Source organism: Herbaspirillum sp. C9C3, assembly GCF_013359625.1.
GTDB lineage: Bacteria > Pseudomonadota > Gammaproteobacteria > Burkholderiales > Burkholderiaceae_D > Herbaspirillum.
Map to the genome: position 1 here is coordinate 1 of NZ_JABFMQ010000036.1, position 19187 is coordinate 19187.

At 60.3% G+C, this 19187-nt stretch carries 16 protein-coding genes; 5 read left to right on the top strand and 11 right to left on the bottom strand.

Translation table 11 applies throughout. The features are described 5' to 3' along the window. Positions 1-290: 290 nt before the first annotated feature. From HNO82_RS20725 to HNO82_RS20765, 9 genes are all read right to left on the bottom strand, one after another. The gene (locus HNO82_RS20725) at positions 291-956 is read right to left on the bottom strand and encodes a GAD-like domain-containing protein (RefSeq protein ID WP_175344983.1); all 666 of its coding nucleotides are present in this window, start codon (positions 954-956) and stop codon (positions 291-293) included. 67 nt (positions 957-1023) lie between these two features. Continuing rightward, positions 1024-1689: a GAD-like domain-containing protein gene (locus HNO82_RS20730; protein WP_175344984.1), complete on the bottom strand. Its 666-nt coding sequence runs from the start codon at positions 1687-1689 to the stop codon at positions 1024-1026. Beyond that, positions 1686-2807 carry a polymorphic toxin type 15 domain-containing protein gene (locus HNO82_RS20735; protein WP_175344985.1) on the bottom strand — a complete coding sequence of 374 codons (1122 nt, stop codon included), beginning with the start codon at positions 2805-2807 and terminating at the stop codon, positions 1686-1688. The genes HNO82_RS20730 and HNO82_RS20735 overlap by 4 nt, the downstream gene beginning before the upstream one ends. 100 nt (positions 2808-2907) lie before the next feature. Then, positions 2908-3261, bottom strand: a complete 354-nt coding sequence (locus tag HNO82_RS20740; protein WP_175344986.1) for a DUF4150 domain-containing protein — start codon at positions 3259-3261, stop codon at positions 2908-2910. A 9-nt stretch (positions 3262-3270) separates the two neighbouring features. Then, positions 3271-4692: a DUF2169 family type VI secretion system accessory protein gene (locus HNO82_RS20745; protein ID WP_249777063.1), complete on the bottom strand. Its 1422-nt coding sequence runs from the start codon at positions 4690-4692 to the stop codon at positions 3271-3273. A 13-nt stretch (positions 4693-4705) separates the two neighbouring features. Further along, positions 4706-6838: a type VI secretion system Vgr family protein gene (locus tag HNO82_RS20750; protein WP_175344987.1), complete on the bottom strand. Its 2133-nt coding sequence runs from the start codon at positions 6836-6838 to the stop codon at positions 4706-4708. Positions 6839-7165: 327 nt separating this feature from the next. Beyond that, entirely contained in the window at positions 7166-8866 is a 1701-nt protein-coding gene (locus tag HNO82_RS20755; RefSeq protein ID WP_175344988.1) for a long-chain fatty acid--CoA ligase, read from the bottom strand. Between the two features lie 252 nt (positions 8867-9118). Then, complete coding sequence (locus HNO82_RS20760) at positions 9119-10264, bottom strand: aminopeptidase (protein ID WP_175344989.1); 1146 nt, start codon at positions 10262-10264, stop codon at positions 9119-9121. A gap of 8 nt (positions 10265-10272) precedes the next feature. Continuing rightward, entirely contained in the window at positions 10273-12372 is a 2100-nt protein-coding gene (locus tag HNO82_RS20765; protein ID WP_175344990.1) for a molybdopterin-containing oxidoreductase family protein, read from the bottom strand. Positions 12373-12637: 265 nt separating this feature from the next. Between HNO82_RS20765 and HNO82_RS20770 the strand changes: the two genes are divergently transcribed. The 4 genes from HNO82_RS20770 to HNO82_RS20785 all read left to right on the top strand — a co-directional run bounded on the left by HNO82_RS20770 (position 12638) and on the right by HNO82_RS20785 (position 15776). Further along, on the top strand, positions 12638-13831 hold the full coding sequence (locus tag HNO82_RS20770; protein ID WP_175344991.1) for a M20 aminoacylase family protein: 1194 nt from the start codon (positions 12638-12640) through the stop codon (positions 13829-13831). Between the two features lie 130 nt (positions 13832-13961). Further along, positions 13962-14312, top strand: coding sequence for a DUF1304 domain-containing protein (locus tag HNO82_RS20775; RefSeq protein WP_008331946.1), 351 nt, complete (start codon positions 13962-13964; stop codon positions 14310-14312). Positions 14313-14327: 15 nt separating this feature from the next. Then, positions 14328-14846 carry a DUF695 domain-containing protein gene (locus tag HNO82_RS20780; protein ID WP_008331948.1) on the top strand — a complete coding sequence of 173 codons (519 nt, stop codon included), beginning with the start codon at positions 14328-14330 and terminating at the stop codon, positions 14844-14846. A 210-nt stretch (positions 14847-15056) separates the two neighbouring features. Beyond that, positions 15057-15776 carry a DUF4088 domain-containing protein gene (locus HNO82_RS20785; RefSeq protein WP_008331958.1) on the top strand — a complete coding sequence of 240 codons (720 nt, stop codon included), beginning with the start codon at positions 15057-15059 and terminating at the stop codon, positions 15774-15776. A gap of 18 nt (positions 15777-15794) precedes the next feature. Here the strand turns inward: HNO82_RS20785 and HNO82_RS20790 are convergent, their stop codons facing one another. Both HNO82_RS20790 and HNO82_RS20795 read right to left on the bottom strand, forming a co-directional pair. After that, positions 15795-16571, bottom strand: coding sequence for a DUF3047 domain-containing protein (locus tag HNO82_RS20790; RefSeq protein ID WP_175344992.1), 777 nt, complete (start codon positions 16569-16571; stop codon positions 15795-15797). 228 nt (positions 16572-16799) lie between these two features. Then, positions 16800-17792 carry a LysR family transcriptional regulator gene (locus HNO82_RS20795; protein WP_008331968.1) on the bottom strand — a complete coding sequence of 331 codons (993 nt, stop codon included), beginning with the start codon at positions 17790-17792 and terminating at the stop codon, positions 16800-16802. Positions 17793-18034: 242 nt separating this feature from the next. Here HNO82_RS20795 and araD1 point away from each other — a divergent pair, with 242 nt between their 5' ends. Further along, positions 18035-19030 (top strand): AraD1 family protein, encoded by a 996-nt coding sequence (gene araD1 / locus HNO82_RS20800; protein WP_175344993.1) that lies wholly within the window; start codon positions 18035-18037, stop codon positions 19028-19030. Positions 19031-19187 lie beyond the last annotated feature (157 nt).

Below are 19187 nucleotides of genomic sequence, written 5' to 3' on the forward strand. Positions count from 1 at the left end.
ACTTTTTTAACCGCAGACTCCAAGTCGTTCTCGTACTAAATTGGGGAGCAGGTCAGACGGTCAAAAACTCAAAGCTGATACGCTCTCATTGCTTCAAGATCTTCATCACAATGGCCGCGAGAAAAATCCGAGACTGCCAGGCCGTAGTCGTCAGAATCGCCAAAGTTACTAATAAAATATTTGAATCCCTCGTCTCTCATCTCAATATCTAAGTTTTACCCGTTCCAAACTCAGGTGGCATCAGCCTGCGGCTGGATGAACTTTTAGTCGTTCTGTCGTGACGGCATTTTTCAAGAGTCGAGCAGCTTATCAATATCGATCCCCGCGAGTGGCAATTCCGGCTCCGCGAATTGACGGAGAATCGTCAGGTGCACGTTGGCATTCACTTTCGCCAGATTCTCGAGAAGAAATTTTCCTCCTAGCACTATGGCAGGCTCGAATCCGTATATCTCATCCGGCTCAAGCGCTCCTAGCCTGGCCCTGACGCGTTCAAAGAGCGGCTCTCCATCTTCATCTTCCATATCAAGCTGGGCAGGCTCACTGTAGGAAAAGAAAAATCGGACCGAAAAATCCTGGTCTTCCTTAGTTTTTTCCTTCAATTCATTTTCTAAAGCAGAGACCATATTGAGGGCGCAACTAATCGTTACGCTGCAGCCGGTCATCTCACCACACACATAGAGATCGCCAAATGCAGTCCTTGCAATCACGTGGAACGCATCAATCTCATCCAATCCGGTATCTGCAAGCCACTCATCGACGAGATCTTCATAGTCATCGGGATCAACTGTGCAAAAGAGACCATTCGCATATTCGCACCAGCCTTCTTGCTCCCAGTATTTCAATAACTTATCTGGTAGCTTACCGCGCCATTTTTCAAGGCTTGCGGCGGGCACCGGGGAACTCTTGGTCGCCTCGCCAAAGTTACTAATAAAATATTTGAATCCTTCGTCTCTCATCTCAGCGCATTAGCTTGATTGATTCAAAAACCAGGCGACCTATGCCTGCGCCTGGATGAAGCATGTTTCAAGAGTCGAGCAACTTTTCAATATCGATTCCCGAGAGTGGCAATTCGGGTTCTGCGAATTGACGGAGAATCGTCAGGTGCACACTGGCATTCACTTTCGCCAGATTTTCGAGGAGAATTTTTCCTCCTAGGACGATGGCGGGCTCGAATCCATAGATTTCGTGCGGTTCAAGAGGGCCTAGTTTGGCTCTGGCGCGTTCGAAGAGCAGCTGCCCGTCCTCATCTTTCATGTCAAGCTCGGTCGGCTCACTGAACGCAAAAAAAGAACGGATTGAAAAGTCCAGGTCTTCTTTAGTTTTTGCTTTCAAGTCATTTTCTAATGCAGTGACCAAATTGAGGGCGCAATAAATCGTGGCGCTGCATCCTGTCTTCTCACCACACACATAGAGCTCGCCAAATGCAGTCCTTGCAATCACGTGGAACGCGTCAATCTCATCCAATCCGGTGTCTGCAAGCCACTCATCAACGAGATCTTCATAGTCATCAGGGTCAACTGTACAAAAGAGACCATTCGCATATTCGCACCAGCCTTCTTGCTCCCAGTATTTCAATAACTTATCTGGTAGCTTACCGCGCCATTTTTCGAGGCTTGCAGCGGGCACCGGAGAACTCTTGGTCGCCTCGCCAAAGTTGCTAATAAAATATTTGAATCCTTCGTCTCTCATCTCATTCCCTTGCCACGGCAAGGCTCCAGTTTGACATTCATTTTTTGATTTCCACGACCGTTATCAATCGCATGCTGGGCTTCACGATCCATCTCCTGCACCCTAGTCAGCGGTTTCTGCCCAGAACTCCGACTTCCAGGCGGCGTGTAAGCCTGGTTCCAGCTTGCTCCAATTGACTTGTTCACGTCAGCGCGGCCAATACTCGTCGTTTTGTGTTTCATCCAACCTCCGGCGACCATGTCTGGCTCATGCAATGCGGCTAATTTTTCCATCAGTTCTTTTGCATCAATTCCGGCCTTTGTTTTGGCCTCTGCGTCGCTCATGCCTCGCTTACTCTGGCTCTCGAAAATGCCCTTTGACATTTGTTTGAGCGTTTTTTCCCGATGGCTTTCTTGCGCCCCGCCAGCAGCCGGATTCCGATTCATTTTCTTAAACGCATCCCTAGCCATCGCGTATTCACTAGCAGTCAGACTGTTGATGGCCTCCTCTTGACGTCTAAGCTGCTCCGCCATTTCTTTCAAAAACGCCTTCTGCTCCTCCTTGCTCATCCGCATGAATTGTTTCTTATCATACGGATGGAAACAAGGCACTTTAAACTGCCGGGCCTTGACGGTGACGTCCTTCTTGGGCTTTTTTGGTGGTTGGGGGCCAGGTGCAGCTTCCTTGGCGACCTTAGCTTCTCGCGCAACTCTTGCGGCTTCCTCTGCTTCCTTGGCCGTCTTGGCCGCTTTGGCAAGTTCTTCCGCCTCATGCGCGCCCTTGCCAATCCGAGATGCCGTTCCTGCACCCTTTGCCATGCCAACCGCGCGCTTGGCAACCTTGCCCACGGTGGTGACGACTTTGCCACCCGGTATCATGCTCGCCGCAGCAATCCCCGCTTCAACATAGTCGCCTTCGGCCGTATAGATCGCTGCATCAATCGCACCGGTGATGACAGACAACCCTGGAACGAAGCTGGCAACCCCCAGCACCCCATGCACCCAGGGACTGGACTTCTGCCAAAACGTTTTCTCGGCCGCGGTCTCTGCCTTGATGGCAGCATTGGCTCCGCCACCGTGCGGCTCGATGCGCGTGACGGACCTGTCCGCCTGTTCGAGGATGACTCCCTTGGTCGTCATGGCAGCGCACCCCGCATCCGGTCAGCAAGGTGGCAAGCCACTTCGCAGATACGCGCTGCATCCATCAGGACGAGAAAAGAACGAAGCCTTCGCATCATGCTCAACTCGCCAGATTCATGTCACACTCGTCGCCGTGGCGCACGACGAACTTCTTCTCCACGCGCACGCTGGCGGAGCTCTTTGCAGGGCGGACCTTTCCCTTGTTGACGCCGGATCTCATGCCACCGCCCGTTCCGGCTTCGTTGCCGGTCACGCGGGTGACAAGGCTGTCACCGAACAGAAAAACCGGATCGCCATTGAAGCGGACCGATTTGGCCACCTGTACGCTATCGCTCAAGTCGGCAATGACGGGATACGGCACCGGCACCATGTTCGGCCCCATCGGCGTCTTGCAGACGTCGGGCACGAGACTGACGGCCTTGAAGATGCCGTTCTTGCGGGCAGCTGTGGGCATGGAGTTCTCTCAAGCGTTGGTTGGCAGGGGCTGGTTCGGCTGGCTAGCCGAGGTCGGGGATTCGGGGTCTCGGGCAGGTTCACGCAAGGCGTCGGCCTCGGCGCGTGACAGCACCCGTGCTTCAAGCACCCGGACGTCTGGCGAGAAGGCGACCGTCGCGCGCCAGACGCAAACGACGGAGGGTTTCTTGTCGGGGGAGTTGGGAGTGGGGGCTACATCGACGATCACCGTATCGAGCTTGGCGGCGAGTTCGGCTATGCGGCCATCTTCAAAGCGGACCAGCACAAACGGCAAATGCCCCGGCAGCGCGAACGACAGCAGCGTGTTGCCTGCAGCGTCCTGTGCTGTTGCGGCACCCGCAGGACAGAGGTTGGACAGCGTGATGGTTTCATCGCCATCCAGATGAGGAATGACTTGCTGGTCCGCAGGGGCAGCGTTCCAATACGCAAAATCAAAATCAGCGGGCAACCCGGGATGCCGCCCCTCCAGCCACTGCTGGTCGTAAGTGCCCGCGAGGCGCAGGCGGGGCTGCCAGGCGCGTCCGACAATGCCCAAGCCCACTGGCATGCACGCTTCACCAAAGCGTAACGGGGGCTCATTGCGCGCTTGAATTTGCGGCGCGGGTACCCGGGTTGCTTTTGTCGCACGGAGATACCATTCCTCCGCAAAGCCAAGGCCTATCGGATTGTGTTCATGCACCGCATGGGCGATGGCTTGCTGCATATCGCCGTCAGTGGCAGATTCAGGCAACGGCTTGCGCTCTGGAAGTCGATGCTTTTTGTTCACACGTGTGGCCGCCGGGTCGGTTTCAAGAATCTTGTTCTCGCCTCCGTAGGCGTATTCGTAACGTAGTGGCAGCGTCGTGATGGCTTGCGGTGTGCTCAGCTTCCATGCGGGAAGCGCGAACAGCGTCAGCGCCCGGAGCAAGGCAGAACGCCTGCGCCATTCGCGTGGACCCGTGACAAGCAGCGTCTTGGAGAAAATGAGCGGGCCTTGCCTGGCCTGCTCCGTCAGGCGCACGCACTCTTGCCGCCACTGCGCCACGCGCTCGGGCGAAGCATGCTGCAAGGGATTCAAGCCATGAGGTTCAGGCGGCAACTCGGGCTCGACCGGTGCGCCGTTGATCTTGATGGCGACCTCGAACTGGCGGGCCGCGCGTCCCTGCGGCGCGTGCGCGTCGGCAATGACGATGACGTCGGTATGCGGCTTGTACGGCGCCAGATCCGATTCCTGCCTGACGCTGGAGCAGTTCAGTTCGCCGTAGTACTCGTCGGAGGTGACCAGCGGCGTTTGCTCGGGTGCGAACAAGAGCTGGCCGTCGGGCTGCAACTCAAAGGTGAGTCGCATGACGACGACGTGAAAGCGCTGGTCATGCTGGTCGAGCGCGTCGAACGCCATCGCCGGATAAGGCGTGAGGTTGCGAAATTCCATGATCAGTGCCCGGTTAGTTGATATCGACGTCTTTGCCGGACAACTGCATCGGCCCGCTGGCCTCGATGCCGATCTCGGCACCGTTGATGGAGATCTTGCCGTCGGCAGTCATGCGCAGACTGGCCTTGCCCACCGAAATGGAAAGCTCCTCACCCGCCGTGATCGACAGGGTGTTGCCGACCTTGGTGATCTGGTTGATGCCAACGACCGTCGCCATGACAGTGCCCACGTTGAGGTTGTAGGCCAGGCCGACGTTTTCCATGCGGCCCATGCCGACGTTCTGCATGTAGGCCATGCCGATGGTTTCGGTCTTCATCCGCGCAACATGAGTCGACCAGTTCTTGCCGATCTGGTCCTTGCGGTTCTTGCCGATGGTCTTGGTACGGTTGCTGCCGATGCTGATGGTTTCGTTGTTGTCGACCGTCTCGGTACGGTTGTTGTGGACCGTGATGGTCTCGTTGTTGTCGACGGTCTCGGTGCGGTCATGCCCGATGTGAGTGGTCTCGTCGCGATCGACGGTCTTGCGGCGATCGTGGCCGACCCATTTGTCTTCGTCGTGCTCGACCTCGGTCAGCTGGTCGCGCTCGGCGTGCAGCCATAACTGCTCCTGGCCCTTCCTGTCTTCGAAGCGCAGCGCATTGGCATGGTCGTAGCCGCCCTTGGGCGTTGACCGCGTCAGGATGCCGCTCTGGGTCTTGTTCGCCGGCAGCTCCCAGGCGGGCATATTGGCGGCATTGGGCACCATGCCGGTGATGAGTCCGCGATCCGGATTACCGTCCAGGAATTGCACGATGACTTCACAACCGATGCGGGGAATGAAGGTCGCGCCGAAGTTCGAACCTGCCCAGGCAGTGGCCACCCGCAGCCAGGCCGAACTCCCTTCATCGAACTCGCCGTCGCGGTCCCAATGAAATTGGACTTTGACCCGGCCATACTCATCCGTGTAGATTTCTTCGCCCTTGGGGCCCACGATAGTGGCCGTTTGCAGGCCATAGATTTTTGGTTCGACGCTGTTGAAGCCGCGGCCGGGACGCCAGGGAATGAGCTTGCGGATACAGGTGAAGCGGTTCTCGTAGTGCGGCGCAATGCCGTTGTTGACGTGGTAGTTGTTGGTGGCACTGTGGTGCGTGTCGATGATGAGGAATTCGCACTCTTCCTTGCTGCCGCCGTCGAAGTGGCCGGTGAGACGGAACCAGCGGCCAGGTACCACGTTGCGGTTGTTGCCTGCGGCCTCGAAGAACTTGCCCGCTTGTTCGAATTCTTCCATGCGTTGCGTGGCGAGAAGGTCGCCGTCCTGGCGATCCTTGAATCCATAGGCACCGGCGTATTCGTAGGCCTCCTTGCGCAGGACCAGACCTTGATTGTTGCGTGTCGGGACCTCGACGGTTTTTGGCCAGGGGGATTTGAAATCGTAGGAAGTCAGGGTCACGCTTGCAGGCATGATGTGCCGCTCAGCTGACCATTCATGGATACCGTCTTCTTCCTGCGAACCGGCATGACGCTGGAAGGCGATCTCTACGCCATCGATGGCCTCAGCCAGGGTGGAGTCGTCGCCCAGTACCAGCTTGTGACCGTTGGCCGTATGTTCATAGGCATAGTGCCAGCCTGCGGCCTCCCAGCGCCTGCTCAGGTAATTGTGGTCGGACTCGTTGAACTGGCACGCCTCGGTCACGGGCAGGTCTTCCCCGTGATGGCGGAACTCCCAATCGGGCAAGGCGCTGTAATGCTCGAAGATGCGCCGCGTCTGCTCGTACAAACCCACACCATGGAACAGCATGCAGTTCGTGCGCAAGGAAAGATACTTCAGCCAGGGGCCTAGCCTGGCTTCGTAGAATGCGATATCGCCATCAGTCCTGACGAACCGGAAGCTGAAGACGTAACCGGTAAAGTAGCGCAGGCTGCCGTCTTGGCGGACAAGCTCCACGCAAAGCAGTTTGCCTTGGAGGTCCTTGAGTTCGAGCGTGGCATTGTCGGCCAACAGCTCGACGGTGAATTCGAAGTCGCGTGACAGACCTTCGCTGGCGTCGAGCTTGTTGACGAGCAGTTCAGAAAGGGGAGCGTCGTTGTGTGGGAAAGTGAGCCGCAGAATGCGGGCGTGCTGATAGTCTGAAAGCAGCTGTTCCAGACCCTGGAGGGTTTTGCGCATGCAGGATTCCTGTGTTCATCAAGTTTCCCTCCCTGATGTAACACCGGCGCGCATTTTAATATTTCCCGATGGAAACGTGCAACTTCTGAATGACGACGGCGGGTGACTGCATGAATATTTACCCAAAGGTGCGATGCACCTTCAGGCGGGGAGCCGGCCTGCCTCTCCAGAGAATCCGATCTGCACAGGAAAATGACGACTCACCAGCAGCCATGTCCTGTGAGCCCGAACTGAAAAGGCCTGAGTCCGGTGCAATACCGAACTCAGGCCTTGATGTAGAAAACTGACTGACGAACTTTAGCGAATCAGATTACGGCAGCACTTGCATCACGCCGCCTGCTTCTGCGCCGCCTTCGCAGGATCATCCCGCAACTCGCGGCGCAGGATCTTGCCCACGTTGGTCTTGGGCAGCTCATCACGGAACTCGATGTACTTCGGCTTCTTGTAGCCGGTGAACTGTTCCTTGCAGTACGCCATCAACTGCTCGCTGGTCAGCGACTTGTCCTTGCGCACCACGAAGAGCTTGACCGCTTCGCCGGTATGCTCATCGGGCACACCAACGCAGGCGCATTCCAGCACACCGGGATGCTGCGCCACCACGCCTTCGATTTCATTCGGATAGACGTTGAAGCCGGAGACCAGGATCATGTCCTTCTTGCGGTCCACGATCCTGGTGTAGCCGCGCGCGTCCATCACACCGATGTCACCGGTCTTGAAGAAGCCGTCCGGTGTCATGACCTTGGCCGTCTCGTCAGGACGCTGCCAGTAACCCGGCATCACCTGCGGACCACGAATGGCGATCTCGCCCGGCTGGCCCAGCGGCACCGGATGGCCATCATCATCGAGGATGGCGATTTCGGTGGACGGCAGCGGCAGGCCGATGGTCCCGGTGTATTCATCAATGGTGCAGGGGTTCGCGCTGGCAATGGGCGAAGTTTCGGACAAACCGTAACCTTCGATGATGGGGCAGCCGGTCAGCTTCTTCCACTTGTCGGCCACACTCTTCTGCACCGCCATGCCGCCACCCACGCAGCAGCGATAGCCGGAGAAATCCAGCTTGGCAAAGTCGGCATTGTTGAGCAGCGCGTTGTAGAGCGTATTGACCGCCGGGAAGGTGTTGACCTTGTACTTGGCCAGCTCCTTGACGAACCCCGGAATATCGCGCGGATTCGGGATCAGCAGGTTCAGCGCACCTTCACGCGTGCCCAGCAGGTTGCAGACGGTGAGCGCAAAGATGTGATACAGCGGCAGTGCGCAGACGAACACCAGCTGGTTGATGGGCTTGCCGGACTTCAGCGCCGGGGTCAGCCATTCTTCGGCTTGCAGTACGTTGGCGATCAGGTTGCGATGGGTCAGCACCGCCCCCTTGGCCACGCCCGTGGTACCGCCAGTGTATTGCAGGAAGGCGACATCATCGGGCGTGAGCGATACCTTCTGCAAGGTCTTGCCCTCACCTTGCGACAGCGCGCGGCTGAAGGAGACGGCATTGGGCAGCGACCAGGCCGGCACCATCTTCTTGACGTGCCGCACCACCAGGTTGACGATGGCCCCCTTGAGCGTGCCGAGCAGCTCGCCCATGCTGGCCACCACGATGTGCTTGACCTGGGTATGGGCTACCACCTTCTGCAACGTGCAGGCAAAGTTCTCCAGCACGAAGATGGCTTCGGCACCGGAATCCTTCAGCTGGTGTTCCAGCTCGCGGGCAGTGTAGAGCGGATTGACGTTGACCACCGTGTAGCCGGCACGCAGGATGGCGGCAATGGCGATCGGGTATTGCAGCACGTTGGGCATCATGATCGCCACGCGAGCCCCCTTCTGCAGGCCCAGGCCTTGCAGCCACGCGCCCATGGCACGCGACATGGCATCGAGTTCGCCATAGCGGAGATACTTGCCCATGCAGACGTAAGCGTTCCGATCGGCATGCTTGGCGAAAGCCTCTTCGATCATCTGCACCAGCGAACCATAAGCGCTGGGATCGATATCAGCGGGAACGCCTGCGGGATACGATGCAAGCCAGAATCTTTCCATAGTGTGTCCTCTGTCTCCGGTCATAACGTGCGCTGGGGCTGCGCAGTGAAGCAAGGCCACCGCGTTGGCGCGCACAGCAAAAAAAGCACGAGTGTTTTTTTATTTAACGCAGATGCTATCCAGCATTCGACGGCGGGGCAAGCATTTTGCGCCCCAAATTTGAGATTTTTTGCAAAATGGCTGCCAACGGCAGCGATATCACGGTCAGTCCCGGCCTGTTACGTTCAACGGCAAGCCAGCGACTGCCCAAATTTATCCGGCATGATACGCCGGCCTACCGTCCTTGGGCCGGCCATTGGTGCAGGGTGGAAATATTTCTGCATCGGCCTTGCCCCTGCTCAAGGGCGCATCACCGAGGGCGGCATGACGTGCCGCCTTGGCCATGCGCGACAGCGTGCGCACCTTGTCATAGAAATCAGGGAAGCCACTGCTACGCGCAAACAATTGACGGAACGCCGGCACCAGATCGTGATACGCCCCCACCAGCGCCAGATGCGCATTGGACAAGGGCATGGCAAACCAGCGGTCGTAACCGGCATAGCCGTGCCAGCGGCTGGCCTTGATCTGCGCGTATTCGGCACGCAGGGCGGCGAAGATGGCGGCCTTGCACTGGCGTTTTTGGGCGTCACTGGCGTGGCTGTCGTAGTTTTCCTTCAACCGGGCGCGATACTTGTCCAGCAGGGCCAGGAATTCGCGCTTGCGGGCGGCAAAGCGGTGGTAGGCCTCGACCATCTCCGGATCGTGGCGCGCCGCCAGCCAGCGCTCCACGCCCAGCTCTTCCACGGCCACCGCAAAGCCTTCATTGAAGGAAGTATCACCAGGCGCATACACCGTCTGGTGCGCCAGCTCATGGAAGATCAGCCGCGCCAGTTCGCCATCGGGATACTGGATGAAGGTCGAGATCACCGGATCATCGAACCAGCCCAGCGTGGAATATGCCGGCACGCCCGCCACCTGGACGTCGTAGCCCTCGGCCTTGAGCGTCTCGGCATAGGCCTGGGCATCCTTGAGATGATAGTAGCCGCGATAGTCCACGCAGCCCGCAATCGGGAAGCACCATTGCTTGGGCTGGAGCGAAAGTTCGGGTGCGGCCACCACGTTCCACAGCACGAAGGGCCGGTCCAGCTGGGCATAGCTGCGATAGCTGCCATTGTCGGGCAGATCCAGTTCGGTGACGGCGTAGCGGCGGATCTCGCGCACGGTCTGCAACTTGGCCTTGAGCGCAGACGAGGTAGCGGGATCATCAATCCAGTCCTGCAGCGGCTTGGCCTGGGCCAGCAGCGAAAACTGGCCATGTGCGGCCTGGGCGTAATACGAGACGCTTGAGCATCCCGTGAGCGCCCACAGCGCCGCCAGCGCGGCAACGATGGCGCCCCATCGCACACGGCGGCGCAGCACGGAAAACCTCAGGCCGCCACCGGCTGCTGCAGTTTCTCCACCTGCACCAGTACGTCGTAGAAAGTCGGCGCATTGCCCATGTCGGTCAGGCGCTGGCTGGTGACTTCGTTGGCGTTCTTGCCATCGGCGGCAAATTTCTTCCACCAGATCGACAGGCCCACCACCAGTCCCATGCGCGCCTTGTCGGTCACACGCACGCGTGCCTGCATGCTGCCGCGGTCATTGAAGATGCGGACCGTCTCACCCTGGGCGATGCCGCGTGCGGCGGCATCCTGCGGGTGCATGTCGAGGTGCGGCTCACCTTCCGTATCACGCAGGCTCTGCACGTTGACGAAGGAGGAATTGAGGAAATTGCGTGCCGGCGGCGAGATCATCGCCAGCGGGTATTTCGCGCCCAGCTGCGGATTGCTGGCCACCGATTCGTAGGGCGCGATATAGGTCGGCAACGGATCGAGACCTGCGGCCTTCATCTGCTCGGAATAGAACTCGCACTTGCCCGAGGGCGTGGCAAACCCGCCTTCGGCAAAGGGCGCCACCGGCACCGACAGGCGCTGCCAGCCCTTCTGCTTCAACTGTTCCCAGTCGTAGCCGACGCTGCGCGGGTCGTCGCGCTTGAAGGCCACGGCGGCCAACTGATCGTCGCTGTCCTTGAAGCAGTCCTCTGCAAAGCCCATCGCTGCGGCCAGCAGGCGGAAGATCTCGGTATTCGGTTTGGCCTCGCCCAGCGGGGCGATGGCGGCATTGTTGGCCATCATGTAGACGTGGCCATACGAGGCATGCACATCGATGTGCTCCAGCTGCGTAGTCGCGGGCAGGAGGATATCGGCATAGTCGGCGGTATCGGTCTGGAAATGTTCCAGCACCACCGTGAACAGATCCTCACGCGCAAAGCCCTGCGCCACCTTGCCCGACTCCGGGGCCACCGCCACCGGGTTGGAGTTGTAGACGATCACCGCCTCCACCTGGGGACCGAAGTCGGGCGAAGCCGGCTTCAACAAGTCATCGCCGATGGTGCTCATGTTGATGACGCGGCTGGGCTTGCCATGACGCGCGGCCAGGTCGGGCCGGCTCAGGGCGGCGGCATCCTTGGGGAAGCTGTCCGACACCGACAACTGGATGCCTCCCGAAGCATGACGCCATGCACCGACCAGCGCCGGCAGGCAGGCCACATTGCGCGCGGCCATGCCACCGCCGCGTACGCGCTGCAGGCCGTAATTGGCGCGGATGAAGGCGCCCTCCCCGGCCGGCGCGACGCGGCCGTATTCGCGGGCCAGGTTCTGCACTTCGTCCGCACTGATGCCGCACACTTCAGCGGTACGGGCCGGAGTCCATTCAGCCACGCGCTCCTTGAGCTGGTCGAAGCCCAGCGTATAGCGTGCGATGTAATCGTGGTCCAGCAAGTCTTCTGCGATCAGCACGTGCATCAGGCCCAGCGCCAGCGCGGCATCGGTGCCGGGCAAGAGCGCGATGTGCTGGTGGCATTTCTCCGCGGTCAGCGAGCGATATGGATCAATGGCGATCAGGCGTGCACCGTTGCGCTTGGCCGCTTGCACACGGGTCCAGAAATGCAGGTTGGAGGCAATCGGATTGCCGCCCCAGATGATGATGAGCTTGGCGTGATCGACCTGCTCCAGGTCGGCACCGATGCGCGCGCCGATGGTGTAGCGATAGCCTGCGCCACCGGCCGAGGCGCAGATGGTGCGGTCCAGTTGCGAGGCACCGAGACGGTTGAAGAAACGGCCGGCCATCGATTCGCCCTGCACTTGGCCCATGGTCCCGGCATAGCTGTAGGGCAGGATGGCTTGCGGATCGCGCAGGGCAATCTCGCCCAGGCGTTGCGCGATGGTGGCGATGGCCTCCTCCCAGCTGATGCGCTCGAACCTGCCCTCGCCCTTCTTGCCGACGCGGCGCATGGGATGCAGCAGGCGGTCCTTGTGATAGGTGCGCTCGACATAGCGCGAGACCTTGGTGCAGAGCACGCCGGCGGTCGGCGGATGATCGGGGTCGCCGCGCACTTCGGTGGCCACGCCATCCTTGACGGTCACCAGCAGGGCGCAGGTATCGGGGCAATCATGGGGACAAGCGGCACGGACGATGGTGGTGGTCATGGCAGAAAAGAAAGCGGGGAAAGAAAAAACGGAAGCCCTCGGCGCACGCGAGGCAAGAAGCTACTTTATCTTAAAATGGCACGTCACGAATTTTCCGTAGTGCTGCCATGTCTCCTTCACCGCACTTCTGGCACCTCTGATAAAAATGTGCATGCCAGGCAGGCTCGCGGCCGCTGTATTGAACGAAATTGCACAGGCGCTCTTGCGCCGCCAAGGCGCGGTAAGATAGGCACACTTGTTACCAACGCCATTGCACCAGACTCCCATGAAACTCATCGACCCCATCGTCCAGTTCCACGCCGAACTGCAGAAGATCCGCCGCGACATCCACGCCCATCCCGAGCTGTGCTACGAAGAAGTGCGCACCGCCGACGTGGTGGCGCAAAAGCTGACCGAGTGGGGGATTCCAGTCGTACGCGGGCTCGGTGTCACGGGCGTGGTCGGCATCATCAAGGCGGGCGACAGCCCGCGCGCCATCGGCCTGCGGGCCGACATGGATGCGTTGCCCATGGCCGAAATCAATACCTTCGACCATGCCTCGCGCCATCCCGGCAAGATGCACGCCTGCGGGCATGACGGGCATACCGCCATGCTGCTGGGCGCTGCCCGTTACCTGGCGCAGCACCGCAATTTCGATGGCACCGTCTACGTGATCTTCCAGCCGGCTGAAGAAGGCGGACGCGGCGCCGAGCGCATGATCCAGGATGGCCTGTTTGAAAAGTACCCGATGGATGCCGTCTTCGGCATGCACAACTGGCCGGGTATCCCGGTCGGGCATTTCGGTGTGACGCCCGGTGCGCAGATGGCTTCCAGCAACGAATTCCATGTCACCGTCCGGGGCAAGGGATCGCACGCGGCTCAACCGCACAAGGCGGTCGATCCGGTGATGACGGCGGTTCACATCGCCCAGGCCTGGCAGAGCATCGTGGCACGCAACGTCAATCCGAACGATCCCGCCGTGGTATCGATCACCCAGATCCATACCGGCAGCGCCACCAACGTCATTCCGGATGAGGCCATGATGGTCGGCACCGTGCGTACCTTCAGCCTGCCGGTGCTGGACCTGATCGAGCGCCGCATGCAGGAAATCGCCGAGCACACAGCCGCCGCCTTCGATGCCACGGTCGAGTTCCGCTTCAACCGCAACTATCCGCCGCTGATCAACCATCCCAAGGAAACCGCCTTCGCCGTCGAGGTACTGACCGAACAGTTCGGCGCCGAGCACGTGGATGCGCAGACCGAGCCGACCATGGGTGCCGAGGATTTCGCCTTCATGTTGCAGCACAAGCCGGGCTGCTACGTCTTTTTGGGCAACGGCGATGGCGGCCATCGCGATCAGGGCCATGGACTGGGTCCGTGCAACCTGCACAACCCCAGCTACGATTTCAACGACGACCTGTTGCCCATCGGCGCCACCTACTGGGTGCGACTGGCCGAGAAATTCCTGCAGGCGAAGTAAGCGCGGCAGCGCCGCGCAGGGCATTGGCGAGCGGGCCCATTTCAGGCATGATCGCCAAAGCCCGCCGCCCGGAGAACTCTGTACGCAGCGACGGCGCTGCAAGAACGTATAACGACAACAGGGAGAAACCTTGCACACGCTCGCCACCATTCTGGTTCTGCTGGTCGCTCTGGAACATGTCTGGATCCTGATTCTGGAAATGTTCCTGTGGACCAAACCGCTGGGCCTGAAGACGTTCCGCCAGTCGCGCCAGGCCGCCGAAGCCACTCGCGTACTGGCCGCCAACCAGGGCCTCTATAACGGTTTCCTGGCCGCCGGGCTGTTCTGGAGCCTGGCCACGGGCGATCATGCCGTGCAGGTATTCTTCGTGAGCTGCGTGCTGGTGGCCGGCATCTATGGCGGCCTCACCGCCAAGCGCAGCATTCTTTACATCCAGGGCCTGCCCGCCTTGCTGGCGTTGCTGGCCTTGCTGGCAAGTTGAACCGGCCCGACGACCATGACCCGCGCCCTCTTGCTGGCCTTGCTGCTCCTGCTGGCGCGCTCCGGCCTGGCGCAGGATACCGAGCCTGAGTGGTGGAGTTACCAGTCCCAGCGCGGGGAGAGTCTGAGCCTGGTCAAACTGGACATGAGCTTGCGGCGCAGCTTCCCGTTGTCCGGTTTTCCGTACGTGGTGGTGACCCGGGTGAGTTACGTTCCCGCCACGCCCGACGGCTTGCCGGCGCTGCCCGAGCAGGATCGGCTGGAAGCCCTGTCCGACCAGCTGGCTGCCGCCATCGCCAAGAAGACCCGCAGCCTTTACGTGGGTACGGCGTTCAGCCAGGGATTGCAGCAATCCTGGTTCTACGTGACCGATCCCAATGGCCTGGAGCCCGTTGTCGCTGGCGTGCACGCCCAACTGTGCCAGGGCTGCAAGACCAGCACCGCGATCCTGGCCGATCCGACCTGGGCGCTCTACCGCGATCAATTGCTGCCAGACTGGGAAACCCGGCAGCGCTACGGATTACGCAGTTACTAGGGCCTGTTCACATTAAATCTGCGAGATTTAATGTGAACAGGCCCTAACATTCAGCCCCGGGGCGAACAGGTAAAGTTTCCGGGGCGAACTGCCGATAACAAGTTTCCTGACAGCATCATCATTGACATTGCGTCATCACAACCAGCCCGGTACGCCGCCAGTCGCGGCGGCCGGAACCACAACGTCGGACCGGGTCCGAGGGGAAGCCGCATGAAACAGATCAAACTCATCCTCAAGGACGAGATCTACGACTCGCTGGAGCGGGACTATCACAACTTCGTGCGGCTCTCGACCAAGATCGACTCGGGCTTCGTCAAACCCTCCTTCGACAGCTACCTGCTGGCCAAGCTCTCCGAGAACACCAATTTCCTCACCGAAGAAGCGGTACAGCACCTGATGCTCTCGGGCCAGTATGCGTGGGCGCGACGAGCGATGGACAAGGAATTCCCTGACGTGGTGCAGATCCTCATCGAGCAGGCCGCCAACTACGGTTTCTGGATCGCGGTGCGCCATGACTGGGGCACCGAAGAACTGGTCAATGCCTCGCGGGCCTGGGCCAGCGCCATCATCAAGCAGGCCAAGGGAGATGAAACCCAGATCGACGTGCTGGCCGCGCAAATCAAGGCCTCAGCCACCAATATCGCCGTCGTGCAGGAGCGCCTGAAGACGCCTGCCTCGCAACTTGCCCATGCGATGGTGCAGGAACTGCGCGAGACCCACATTGCCATCGAACATGCCTCCGGCATGGTGGCGCGCGAAAAGCTGGGGGCCATGCGTACCCTGCTCAAACTCGGGCGCGCCTACGGCAACGTCTCGGAAAAGGCCGAACAGGACATGATGGACAAGCTCAAGCGCGAAAAACCCTGGCTCTTCGACACCGGTCCCAAGGGTTTCTGGGGCCACGTCGCAGCCTGGTGGCGCGGGGTCTGAACCTGCAGTCCGATTTCTTCAGGGAGCCTGCACGGGCTCGGCCTGGCGCATGAGGCGGATGTCGCCATACCAGGCTTGCATCTTCTGGACGGTGTTGTCGGTATCGGTGAGCACCCCCACACCGATCAGGCGGCCGGGCTTTTCACCGAAGGCGCGCTCATAGTCCTCGGCCACGTTGCGTTGGTAATTGCGCCACTGCCCCACATGTTGCGCACCGCTTTCGGCCACCAGCATCTGGATGCGGCCAGTGCGGCCGTTGGCGATGACCGTGCCCACGGGCGCCTTGGGATCCCATACGTACATCAGCGTGGCATAGGGTAAATCATGGCCGGTAAGCAACTTGGCCGTATCGAAGAGGATGGTATCCATCAGCGAAAGCTTGTCGTGGTCGCCATCGAAGGCCAGCACGACGCGTACGGGAGAGTCATCGGTTTCCCGGTGCGCGAGGTCGGCGCCGGGAATCAGACCGGCCGCCTTCCAGCTCCAGATCAACCAGGGTTTCTTGTTGATGTCGATGTCGACCGGATGACGCAGTCCGGAAGAAGCGCGGTCAGCAACGGCATGCAGCACGCTGCGGCCATTGTCCTGTACCAGGCCGTATTGGGTCGGAATCTTCTTGCGGGTAAAGACCAGGGGCTCCCAGCCAGCCGGCAGGCCTTCGGGCGGGTTGGCCGAGAACAGCGCCAGGGCCTGATCCAGCCGGGCCTGCCTGGCGACGTCGTTGGGCGGTTGCGGCTTCTGAGCGGCACAACCGGCCAGCAGGATGGCACCGGTCACGCAGAGCGGGACCAGCATGGTGTGCGTGAACGAGACTGGAAAGGACACAGGACCGAGAGCAGCAAGGCGCGTGCGCACGCGCGTGAGACGCAAATTCATGAAGGCCAACCGGAGAAATCGGAATCTGAGAGAAAGTCTGCGGCCACCCCGACCGCAGACGAACACTAACAGGAAAATCACGCGAGACGATATCGGGAAAACCCCTGGCAAGTAAAAAAACATCAGCAATGCAGCACGACAGCCTACTCAGTTTTGCTGCCGCAGGATCTGGATGAACATCTTGGCCAGCGACGATAGCGTGCTGTTCTTGCGCGTAACGATGCCGTAATGCTCGATGCGCGTCTTCAGGTTCACCGGCAGGATGCCCAGCATCTGGCGCGCAGCGAAGAAGTGGGCGATGTCCAGCGGCATCACCGCCACCATGTTCGATTGCGCCAGCAGGGTGATGGTGACGAAGGGCGAGGCCGTCTCGATCACGTTGCCGGGCACCTTGAGTCCCTCCAGCTTGAATTCATGCTCGATCCAGATGCGCATCGGCATGTTGCTGGAATACAGAATCCAGGAAGCCCCGGCCAGCTCCTGCAGGCGCACCTTCTGCGCCGTGGCCAGCGGATGGTCGATACCGCTGACGATGCACATGGGCTCGCCGCGCAGCATTTCGTAGTGATACAGATTGGGCTGCGAGCTGACCGAAGAGCGCCCGATCATCAGGTCAATACGCCCCTGATCCAGCAGCAGCAGCTGACGCGCGCTGGTATCTTCGCTGATCTCGATGGAGACATCCGGCTGGATCTCGCGCAGGCGTGACAGCGCGCGCGTGACAAAAGGGGCCGCGCCCATGATGGTACCGATGGACAGGCGCCCGCCGCGGCCGCTGATCATGTTCTGCAATTCCTCGCGCAGGTTGGCCACGTCGCTCTGGATCAGGCGCGCATAGCGGATCACGCAACGCCCAAGCTCGGTGGCCTCGATGCCGCGCGGGGAGCGGTCGAACAAGGTCACGCCCAGCGCATCCTCCATTTCATGCAGGGCCTTGGTAGCGGCCGGCTGGGTCATGTGCATGACCTCGGCCGCCTTGTGCAGCGAGCCCTGCTCGTCGAGCGCCGTCAGCAATGCGACCTGGCGGAAGCGCAGGCGGCTGACGATGGAGCCGACCGAAGGCAGTGCATCGCCCGCGACGCCCGCAGGGCCGTCCTCTTCCAGTCGGTTATCACCCGATGAATTAAGCTCATTAGACATCCTCTTGCCAGCCTCTTATAGTCGTCCCGGAAAAACCACAATGCTAGCGCATCTGCCTCCTGCCCACGGCGATGCGTGAAAAAAGCTCAGGAGACGACGGGCAGATTGATCCACAGGTGGCTTGGCCTGACGGCAGTGTCCTGCCGCTTGCCAATCGCGGCCCCTGTTCTGCACTGCGCGCCTCCTGGCTCTGACCGCCCCTGATCGGCGACCTGTGGATGAAGACAGTACAAGGAGACCCGGTGAGGCTGATTCAATATCGCAATCTGCATGGCCAACGTCATGTCGGCATCGTCAATGGTCCCGCCATCCAGGCGCTGGGCGAGGTCACCACCATGCGCGAACTGGGCCTGCTGGCCATCGAACGCAACACCGGGCTGGAACGCCTGGCCCAACTGCTCAATACCGACCGGTCCGAGGACTACGCAGCGATCCTGGACGAGGGCCGCATCCTGGCACCGCTGGATCATCCCGATCCTGCACATTGTCGCGTCTCCGGCGCCGGCACCACGCACCTGGGCAGCGCCACCACGCGCGACAAGATGCACCGCCGGCTGGAAGGCGATGAACTCGACAAGACCGATACGCAGCTGATGATCGAATGGGGCATTGCCGGGGGCCGTCCCGCCCCGGGTACGGTGGGCGTGCAGCCGGAATGGTTTTACAAGGGTGACGGCAATTGCATCGTCGCGCCCGGCCAGCCGCTGCCGCGTCCCGACTTCGCGCTGGATGGCGGCGAGGAACCGGAGATCGTCGGTCTGTACCTGATCGATGACGCGGGTTGTCCACGCCGCCTCGGCTTTGCCATCGGCAACGAGTTCTCGGATCACGTGATGGAACGCCGCAACTACCTCTACCAGGGGCACTCCAAGCTGCGCCACTGCGCCTTCGGGCCGGAGCTGCTGGTGGGCCTGCCTCCTGCACATCTGATCGGCATGACACGCATCCGGCGCCGTGGCCGCGTGATCTGGGAACAGGAATTCCTGACCGGCCCGGACAACATGTGCCATGCCATCGAGAATCTCGAATATCACTATTTCAAATACGCCCACCTGCTGCACGCGGGGGACGTGCACGTGCACTTCATGGGCGCGGCCAACCTGTCCTTCGCCTACAGCGTGCGTACCGAGGACGGCGACAGCATCGAAATCAGCATTCCCGACTTCGGCGCACCGCTGGTCAATGGCATTGAGTACGTGAAGTCGATGTTTCAACCGGGCGGTGTCAGGCAGCTCTAGCTGCGCTGCAGTTGCACCGTCGTTGCAGCCACACCGCCCGGCTCCAGGCGCATGACATACCGGCAATCATGCCAAGGCCCCGACCTCGCGGTCATACAACAAGAGGCCGCCCCCAGGAAATTCAACCAAGGAGACCACCCTCATGCAGCTATACCCG

Bases quoted from the DNA above. Each gene is read 5' to 3' on its own strand.
- HNO82_RS20725 (WP_175344983.1), bottom strand. From the start codon at position 956: ATGAGAGACGAAGGATTCAAATATTTTATTAGTAACTTTGGCGAGGCG.
- HNO82_RS20730 (WP_175344984.1), bottom strand. From the start codon at position 1,689: ATGAGAGACGAAGGATTCAAATATTTTATTAGCAACTTTGGCGAGGCG.
- HNO82_RS20735 (WP_175344985.1), bottom strand. From the start codon at position 2,807: ATGACGACCAAGGGAGTCATCCTCGAACAGGCGGACAGGTCCGTCACG.
- HNO82_RS20740 (WP_175344986.1), bottom strand. From the start codon at position 3,261: ATGCCCACAGCTGCCCGCAAGAACGGCATCTTCAAGGCCGTCAGTCTC.
- HNO82_RS20745 (WP_249777063.1), bottom strand. From the start codon at position 4,692: ATGGAATTTCGCAACCTCACGCCTTATCCGGCGATGGCGTTCGACGCG.
- HNO82_RS20750 (WP_175344987.1), bottom strand. From the start codon at position 6,838: ATGCGCAAAACCCTCCAGGGTCTGGAACAGCTGCTTTCAGACTATCAG.
- HNO82_RS20755 (WP_175344988.1), bottom strand. From the start codon at position 8,866: ATGGAAAGATTCTGGCTTGCATCGTATCCCGCAGGCGTTCCCGCTGAT.
- HNO82_RS20765 (WP_175344990.1), bottom strand. From the start codon at position 12,372: ATGACCACCACCATCGTCCGTGCCGCTTGTCCCCATGATTGCCCCGAT.
- HNO82_RS20770 (WP_175344991.1), top strand. From the start codon at position 12,638: ATGAAACTCATCGACCCCATCGTCCAGTTCCACGCCGAACTGCAGAAG.
- HNO82_RS20780 (WP_008331948.1), top strand. From the start codon at position 14,328: ATGACCCGCGCCCTCTTGCTGGCCTTGCTGCTCCTGCTGGCGCGCTCC.
- HNO82_RS20785 (WP_008331958.1), top strand. From the start codon at position 15,057: ATGAAACAGATCAAACTCATCCTCAAGGACGAGATCTACGACTCGCTG.
- HNO82_RS20790 (WP_175344992.1), bottom strand. From the start codon at position 16,571: ATGCTGGTCCCGCTCTGCGTGACCGGTGCCATCCTGCTGGCCGGTTGT.
- HNO82_RS20795 (WP_008331968.1), bottom strand. From the start codon at position 17,792: ATGTCTAATGAGCTTAATTCATCGGGTGATAACCGACTGGAAGAGGAC.